Origin of the sequence: Formosa sejongensis, assembly GCF_033447105.1 — a bacterium.
In the GTDB taxonomy this organism is placed as follows: Bacteria; Bacteroidota; Bacteroidia; order Flavobacteriales; family Flavobacteriaceae; genus Formosa.
Genome location: NZ_JAWQUN010000015.1, coordinates 92,202 through 100,010, shown reverse-complemented (window position 1 = coordinate 100,010; position 7,809 = coordinate 92,202). Strand labels below are relative to the sequence as shown.

Annotated in this window: 7 protein-coding genes and 1 pseudogene; 5 read left to right on the top strand and 3 right to left on the bottom strand. The window is 31.2% G+C overall.

The genetic code is table 11. From position 1 onward, the window contains the following. From R6X41_RS14000 to R6X41_RS13980, 5 genes and pseudogenes are all read left to right on the top strand, one after another. Positions 1–107 (top strand): annotated as a pseudogene (locus R6X41_RS14000) (IS1595 family transposase); the annotation flags it as partial. Positions 108–197: 90 nt separating this feature from the next. Then, entirely contained in the window at positions 198–1,337 is a 1,140-nt protein-coding gene (locus R6X41_RS13995) for a DUF3732 domain-containing protein (RefSeq protein ID WP_318500966.1), read from the top strand. 95 nt (positions 1,338–1,432) lie between these two features. Further along, positions 1,433–2,641: a retropepsin-like aspartic protease gene (locus tag R6X41_RS13990; protein WP_318500965.1), complete on the top strand. Its 1,209-nt coding sequence runs from the start codon at positions 1,433–1,435 to the stop codon at positions 2,639–2,641. Positions 2,642–2,790: 149 nt separating this feature from the next. After that, positions 2,791–3,705: a glutaminase gene (locus tag R6X41_RS13985; protein ID WP_318500964.1), complete on the top strand. Its 915-nt coding sequence runs from the start codon at positions 2,791–2,793 to the stop codon at positions 3,703–3,705. A gap of 69 nt (positions 3,706–3,774) precedes the next feature. Then, the gene (locus R6X41_RS13980; protein WP_318500963.1) at positions 3,775–4,311 is read left to right on the top strand and encodes a GNAT family N-acetyltransferase; all 537 of its coding nucleotides are present in this window, start codon (positions 3,775–3,777) and stop codon (positions 4,309–4,311) included. A 159-nt stretch (positions 4,312–4,470) separates the two neighbouring features. Here R6X41_RS13980 and R6X41_RS13975 read toward each other — a convergent pair whose 3' ends face one another. The 3 genes from R6X41_RS13975 to R6X41_RS13965 all read right to left on the bottom strand — a co-directional run bounded on the left by R6X41_RS13975 (position 4,471) and on the right by R6X41_RS13965 (position 7,729). After that, positions 4,471–4,920: a hypothetical protein gene (locus R6X41_RS13975; RefSeq protein ID WP_318500962.1), complete on the bottom strand. Its 450-nt coding sequence runs from the start codon at positions 4,918–4,920 to the stop codon at positions 4,471–4,473. A 612-nt stretch (positions 4,921–5,532) separates the two neighbouring features. Beyond that, on the bottom strand, positions 5,533–6,864 hold the full coding sequence (locus R6X41_RS13970; protein WP_318500961.1) for a serine hydrolase domain-containing protein: 1,332 nt from the start codon (positions 6,862–6,864) through the stop codon (positions 5,533–5,535). A 46-nt stretch (positions 6,865–6,910) separates the two neighbouring features. Next, the gene (locus R6X41_RS13965) at positions 6,911–7,729 is read right to left on the bottom strand and encodes a sulfurtransferase (RefSeq protein ID WP_318500960.1); all 819 of its coding nucleotides are present in this window, start codon (positions 7,727–7,729) and stop codon (positions 6,911–6,913) included. Positions 7,730–7,809: the final 80 nt, after the last annotated feature.

Below are 7,809 nucleotides of genomic sequence, written 5' to 3'. Positions count from 1 at the left end.
GTTTTAGAATAAATCGTTCGCAAAGTAAGAACACAATATTCAATAACTTAATAACAAAAATGGTCGATAGAGATAAAATATATCAAACTAAATTAATAAGTAACTAACTACTGACCTCTAAAAGTTTAATAAAACTTAAGCGTAAGGAAACTGAAATAGCGAAAAAATCAGAATATTTTCAAAAAGAGCAAAAGGCATTGATTAAAAAGGCTAAAGAATTTGCACTGATCAATCCTGATACAATTGAAAAAGATGCATTAAGAGAATTAAACAATGTCGTAAAAGGTGTAATCATTGAAGCTGGTTCAGGACTTGAAAGAGAAAAACTAGAAAAAGAAAGGAACATTATTAAAAGAAAAATTAAAAACTTAAAAGATTTTACTAATGAATATTCCTCTTTTAAAAAGAATCTGACAGAAATTGAAGATAGCCTTAAACCGATAGATTTTATAAAAAAGGAAACAGGGGTAATTGAATCAGATAGTTTCAACACTTTAATTTCACAATTATCTAAAGAATTAACTGAAATAAAAGAAGCTAGAAAAACAAAAACTCCAATTGACAAACAAGTTCTAGATGAAATCTCTTTGTTAAATTATCAATTGACTACAATTGAATCTAAATTAGAATCTTTACCAATAGAAAACAAAATTTTTGAGAATGATAGAAATAAATATATGTTTATTGGTGAGGTTAAAGCTAAAATAAACTTATATACTAAATCAGATTCTTCCCCAACGGCTTCAATAGAGAAAGATATCAAAAAAATTGAAGAAGAACTTGAATCAATTACTATAGATGATACAGAAATAAAAAGAGAATTGACAATTAAATTAATTGAGGAAGTTATTAGAGAATATATGATTACTGTTGGTAATGCAATGGAAAATTATAAAGGTTTTTTACCCGAATTTGATTATAAAGAAAAGTCATTAAAATTAAGGAAACCAAAATCAACATTTTATGAAAATGTTGGTAGTAGTTCAAACCATATGTTCTTACATCTTTTTTTCTCACTAGCAATGCAAGAGATTATTTTCAAAAACAAATCACCTTATGTAGCACCATTAATTATAATTGACCAACCAAGTAGGCCATATTATGGTGATGATGGTTTTAGAAAAGCAGATGAAGACCAAAGTGATGATTTTAAAATCACCCAAGCTTTTAAGTTACTAGATAAATTCATTGCAGAACGAAATGAAAATAAAGGTGAATTTCAAATGATTGTTTTTGAGCATATTTCTAAGAATCTGTTTAAAGACATGGAAAACGTTCATCTTGTAGATAGTGAATTTAGGAATGGGAATGCTCTAATTCCAGCAGAGATGTTGTAGAATAAAGCTATTTTATCCAATCCACAGGTCTCACATTTATTCCCTAAATTAGAAGATTAATCCCACAAATAACTACCAAAACAACCTCTACATTTATGAAAAATAACCTACTCCTAATTCTAATATTTTCAGTTTCAATAGTGAGTTGTTCTTCTTTAAAACGATTAAAAACGGTAACTCAAGGCGATGTTAAACAAGAGCATTATTTTGAAGAAATCCCGTTTAAATACATTAAAAATCAAATTGTATTGGAGGTTTCTATTGATGGGAATGCCTATAATTTTATATTCGATACGGGTAACGATTTAACCGTGATAGATTATAGTGTATTGGAAGCGATTCATTATGAGTCGAATAACGTAAATGGCGAAATTTCCGATTCTAATGGTATTAGCCGTGAAAGTAAATATGTCTCTATCGACGACTTAAAAATAGGAAACATCAACTTTCTAGATACGGGTGCATACACTTCTGATCTTTCTCATTTTTATCAGTTTTTAGGAAAAGATAGTTACTCAGGCATTATCGGGAGTAATCTTATGCGGAAAGCAAAATGGCAAATCGATTACAAAAACAAAGTCATTCGATTATCCGATAATATGGACCATTTCAAGATTAGTACTGAAGCACTTATTTTTAAGACTAATTCTGGAAAATATGGAGATGCAGAAATAAAAATCAAATTAAATACAACTGAAAACAAGTATACGTTCGATACAGGATATAGCGGATTTGTAAGTGCCCAGTTATCGACCTTCAATACTCTAAATGCAAATAATACAATTCCGTATATAACCACTACAGGTATAAATAGTATTGGTGCGAATGGCATCATGACAAATATAAAATATAGCACTTTACTTTCTATTCAGTTACTAGATATTTTAAATGCTACAGAGCAACTTGTCACGTTTGCCGAAGGCGATTCAAATGTATTAGGGAATTCTTTTTTCGAGAAATTTACAGTTACCTTGGATTGGAATAATGAAAAGTTTTATCTAGACCAAAATGACCAATTTGAACCTTCAATATTAGAAGAATATCAAGTGTTTTTTCATCCCGATTACCTGAAAAATCAGATTATAATATACGGTTACGAAAATAATTATGTGTTGGACAAACCTATAGCAATAGGAACACAGATTTTAGCGATTGATGGTGTAGATGTTTCACATTTAGATACACAAGCGCTACATACGTATTGGACAAACAGAAATTTTGCAAAGACGATAGAAATTGAAGTCAACGAAAATGGGACGTCAAGAACAGTGCTTTTAACAGAAAAACAATTGCTTCCGAAGTAAATGCGTCCGCAGTATATTTCTAATTCCATTTAACGACTCACGATATACGTACTAAACCATTTTCTTATTTTATTTTTCGTTTGTAATGTTTACATTCGTTTTTTTACAGCGCATACAACACAAGAGTTTATTTAATACCATAGGGACACGTGAATTTTAAAGACATCATTGAAGACAGCTACCACAACGTTAAAAATATAACGAATGAAGGGCATTTAGCGGCTTATATTCCAGAATTAGCTCGTGTAGATCCTGAGAAATTTGGAGTACACATTTCTACAATGGATCATCAAAATTTTGGAATGGGAGATTGGGAAGAACGATTCTCGATTCAGAGTATTGCCAAAGTATTGTCGCTCACTTTAGCGTATAGTCGACTGGGAGCAAAAATTTGGGAACGCGTAGATGTCGAACCTTCTGGAAATGCTTTTAATTCGCTATTGCAATTGGAAGTAGAACATGGCATACCTAGAAATCCGTTTATTAATGCTGGTGCGTTGGTGATTTCTGATATTTTATTGAGTGAGTTAGAGAATCCAAAAGAAGAATTTTTAGCTTTTGTAAGGAGTATTTCTAATAATGCAGAAATTAACTATTCTAGTGTGATTGCGGAGTCTGAAAAAAAAGTAGGATATGGAAACATCGCTTTATGTAATTTTATTAAATCCTTGGGAAACATAAAAAATGAACCTACGGATGTGCTTGATTTCTATTTTAATCTGTGCTCACTGGAAATGAATTGCAAAGAACTTTCTGAACTCTTTTTATTCTTAACAAATAATGGTCGCAGACCAACAGATCAATACCAGATACTTACAGAAACTCAATCGAAACGTATAAATGCACTCATGCAAACCTGTGGGTTTTACGACGAGTCTGGGGAATTTGCGTTTAGAGTAGGTTTACCAGGAAAAAGTGGTGTTGGCGGAGGTATTATCGCAGTGCATCCAGATAAATATGCTATTGCTGTTTGGAGTCCGAAATTAAATAAAAAAGGGAATTCGTATAAGGGTATGAAGTTTCTAGAAGAGTTTACCACTGTGAGTAAACTATCTATATTTTAAGACTATTGTAATGAAAAATACGTTCAAAGAAACCTAGTCCAGATCTTTAATATAAATATCAAACTCAAAATGAATACTAATTTCCCTGTTTTAGAATCCGAAAGAATCCTTTTAAGACCATTTGTCAATTCAGATTTAGAACATGTTTTTAAGGGACTTTCTCATCCCGAGATTATAAAATATTATGGTATTAGTTTTAAAAGTTTAGAAGCAACTAAAGAACAAATGCAATGGTTTTCCGATCTTGAAAAAAATGAAACCGGTATATGGTGGGCCGTTTGCTCTAAGGTTAATGGTGAATTTTTAGGTGCTGGAGGTTTAAACGATTTAAGCAAAGCTCATAAAAAAGCGGAAATCGGATTTTGGTTATTAGCGGAACACTGGGGAAAAGGATTTATGACTGAAACTATTCCCCTTATTTTAAATTACGCTTTTAATACTAAGGGGCTGCATAGAATTGAGGGATTTGTTGAAACTGAAAATACCAATTGTAAAAATGCGCTTTCAAAACTGAAATTCAATTTAGAAGGAACCATGATAGACTGTGAAATTAAAAATGGCGAATTTATTAGTTTAGATATATATTCTAAATTGAATACTCAGTAACGTCTTAGAATAAAATAGCATTGAAATACTAATAGTGTCCTTTTTTATATGATAAAAAGCTCTGCATATTTAACGCAGATTAGACGTATTTACAAGCGTGTTAAAATATTGGAGAACAATAAGGGATTGTAAACACCTAGACCTCTAACTAGTGTAGTTTTAATGTTTTTCGGCGTAATTAAATTTATTAAAATTTTCAGGAATCTCATTCGTAACGTCGAGTCTGTTAGACGTAACTGTCGGTTTAATTTTAATTATTTTGGTGTCTTTATCAACTATTACGGTGTGGTTACTAGACATTTTTACAAAATCTATATGAAGCAGTTTAAATTCATATTGTCCAGGTTTAAAGTTAATAATTACGTACTCGCTAGGTCTAATTTGTCCTAGCTGTTTGTTATCTATCCAAACATTTAATCTTGCCGTATTATCCAATTTATGCAAAATATCTGCACTATTATAAATCAGAATTTGTCCGTTGCCCAACTGGTCGATATCGACATTTTCTATATCCGTTTTAACAAATGTGTATTCAGAAGTAATTGGTTTTAAAGCACAAGAATGTAGTAGAAAAAAAATTGAAAGAAGAAGAGGTTTGATTATTTTCATAAATGTCGTCTTACGGACGTGTGTTAATTTTTATTTTTTTTACTGAATGGTGGTTTGTGAATTTTTATTCTATAGGAGTCGCACTGTTAGATTGATTTAAGATTCATAACACTAAAAATTAAATAGTTCCTGCAAAGCGGCTTTTTAACAAATTGAGTTTAAATCGAAAGTGATTACATCAGCCTTATATCGACTGAAAAACTAAGATTAAAAATAGTAAATTTTAGAAGATGTTGTTACTGTATATTACTTAATTATTCATACCAATATCGAACCCTTGGAGCATAAAATTAAAAAACCTTCCCAATCTAAAACAATCCAAATAATAGGGATGAATAATAACACAGTTACAATATAAATATTGGCTTTGTGTTCTTTCTTGGAGAGTTTATTTGTCGTGAAATACACTATTAAATAATATAAAAATAAGATACCAAAAAGAACGGCAAATAGGATTATTAAATCTCCCATGAAAAGTGATACAAGGGTTAATACGCCTAATATGATTAATACTATTTTAGTGATTCGTTTAATAGTAGGCATTGGGTAGATTAAGGATATGAGTGCTATTAATGTCTAGGACTACGGAAATAGGTGAAGTGCTGTTATGATTTAATCATTTTGAAGTGAGAGCTTCTGGGTGCTTAATTTGGTTTCAAATTCTGATAAAGCCATCCAAATGGATTCTATTTCGGGCCATACAGCATCATTAAAATCGGTATCTGTATTTGTTAGGACAAGTTTTCCTAGGTCTGTTTTAGGATTGAAATACATAGCTGTCATTACGCCTGGATCAGATCCATTATGACCCACTAAATTTTCTTTAATACCAAAAAATCCATCTCTAAATTCCATAAAAACACCAACTATTTTATCTTGATCAGGATTGTTAAATTGTTTAATCTCAAACAGCGTTTTATAACTCTGGGCAGTTAACAATGTGCCTTTACCTTTATAGCCTTTAATGAATTCTGATAAGAGTAAACCTAAGTCTTTACTAGAGGTAATAAATCCGCCATCTGCAAAGGTAATAAGAGAATAACCTGCTACAGTCATCGTTTTAGTTACAAATAATTCAGAACGTTTTGTACTGTCAATATCCGCGTTAGACCAACCAGAATTAGTCATTTTTAAGGGCTTTAAAATATTGTCTATGGTAAATGATTGATAATCTTTTCCGGTAGCATTTGCAATCACTTGTGCACAAAGTGCCGCGGCGATATTCGAATATTCCCTAGCTTCTCCGGGTTTAGATTTTAAAAAAGTATCTTCAGTGTACCAAATCCCATCTTCCGATAAGCTATTCTGAAAAAAGGCTAAAGGTGAGATTTTAGTGTTTGGCTGATTAAAATATTCGAATACACCTTCATCTTCTTCGTGTTCAGATTTATCTAAAACATACGATTTTGAATAGATTTCATCAAGATCTGTAATAGATGAGGTATGATATGCCAGGTGTTTGATTAAAATAGGAATTTCTGGATAATTAGGATTTACAATTTTAAAAGGTAAGTAATCGTTAATCGGATCATTAATATTTAAAGCTCCTAATTCTTGCGCCTGCAGTAACGCTATCCCAATTAATGTTTTAGAAATGGAAGCAATGTTTTGAATACTAGAAGACGTATAAGGATGCTTTTTCTCAATATCTGTAAATCCAAATCCATTATCGTAAATCAATCCGTTTTCATTTACCACAGCTACCGAAAATCCCATTATAGCATCTTGTTTATAGACCGAATTTAGGTGTTTAGCTAAGGAGTCCTGTAATGCCGAAATATCTTGTTTCTTATTTGTAGTGACCTTGTTTTGTTGTTTACAAGACAATAAAAATGTGGTAAATATTAAAATTAAAAAGATGTGTTTCATGTCTTGTTGTGGAATGTTTTTGGTTTTTAATGCCTTTAAAGAGAAGTTGTAATCAAGAAATTTTATAGTCTCCAAAGCTTACCTTTTTGTTATATTAAAGGTGAGTAATTAATATAAATCTTTAAGATTTCACCTTTTCTCCCCATTCGGTCCAAGATCCATCATAAACGGCTTTAGCGTTTTTTAATATCCCTTCTGTTGCTAAATACACCACACAAGCTGTAATTCCAGAACCACAACTAAACACAACATTTCTATGCTCTTCTTCTAAGAAATTGAATAGTTGTTTTATGTTTTCTTCAGTTTCAAATTTTCCGTCCTTTAGAACTTTTGTATATGGTAAATTAATAGAGTTTTCAATATTTCCACTTCTAAGTCCTTCACGAGGTTCTTCAGATAAACCATTAAATCGGTCCTCTGAACGCACATCTATAATGAGTTCTTTTTTAGAAGATAAATTATTGAAAATAGCATCGAATTTTCTAACCATAACAGGATCCAATTTGGCTTGAAAGTCTCCTTTTAAATAGTCTTTTGTTGATTTTTTTTCGGAAGGGAAATCTTTTTTTATCCATTCAGGTAAGCCACCGTCCAAAACATAAACGGCTTTATGTCCCATAGATTTAAATAACCACCAAACTCTCGGACTAGAATAAATGCCATTAGCATCGTAGACCACTATAATACTATCATTATTAATTCCCAGATTTTGCGCTTCTTTTTCAAATTGCGCTTTTTCAGGATAAGCCGTAGGGAATGCATTTGTTAAATCACTGAATTTAAACTTTAGGTCGAAAAATCGAGCGTTTGGAATTTGAATATCCTGAATTTCTACAGGTTGTTTAAGAAGTTGATTTTTTAGGGTACAGTCTAAAATGACTAAATTTTCAGTGCTCAGGTGGCTATTTAGCCATTCAACAGTTACTATAGATGGATTCATTTTACTGATTTTATAAAATTAGAAACCACTAAAATACAATTTATGACTTAATCTGAAGTGTTGAAATTATCCATTATAAC